The sequence below is a fragment of the Acidovorax sp. KPB24-07 genome (assembly GCF_057543315.1).
Genome location: NZ_BAAJYS010000942.1, coordinates 1 through 580 on the forward strand (window position 1 = coordinate 1; position 580 = coordinate 580).

At 74.5% G+C, this 580-nt stretch carries 1 protein-coding gene; it reads right to left on the reverse strand.

Features of this window, described 5'->3' with window-relative positions:
• The coding region (locus AC27IQ_RS26800) for a CobD/CbiB family cobalamin biosynthesis protein (protein ID WP_487091512.1) at window positions 1-580 on the reverse strand (580 nt) is incomplete at both ends.

The window sequence follows — 580 nt, forward strand, 5'->3', positions numbered from 1 at the left end:
CAATGGCCCGCAGCAGCAGCGCCGTGAGCCGCGCCGGCAGCCACGACAGCGCGTCGTCCGCGCGCGCCGCCCATTTGCCGGCCCACTGCCAGTAGCGCCCGCCGCGCATGCCGGGGTAGCCCCACATGGCATCGGCCGTGTTGGCGAAACGGTAGAGCGCGGCGCCAGGCAGGCCCAGCAGCGCGAACCAGAACAGCGGCGCGACCACGGAGTCGTTGAGGTTCTCGGCCAGCGACTCGATGGCGCTCTCGCGCACCTGCACCGCGTCGAGCGCCTGCACGTCGCGGCTCACCAGGCGCGCCAGTCGCGCGCGCCCGGCCTCCAGCGATTCGGCCAGTGCGGCTTCCACCGCCAGCACCTCGTCGCGCAGCATGCGCCAGGCCAGCAGCGGCTTGAGCAGCAGCGCCAGCAGCACTGCGGCCAGCCATGTCGGCGCGTGGCGCAGCACCGCCCACTGCAGCACCGCCGAGACGATCACAACCACGGCGGCCAGCGCACACCACAGCAGCGCTGCCAGCCCGAAAGACCGCCAGTCGCGGGCAGTGGGCGCGCGGGGCGCCACCCGGTCGCCGCCGGCCTG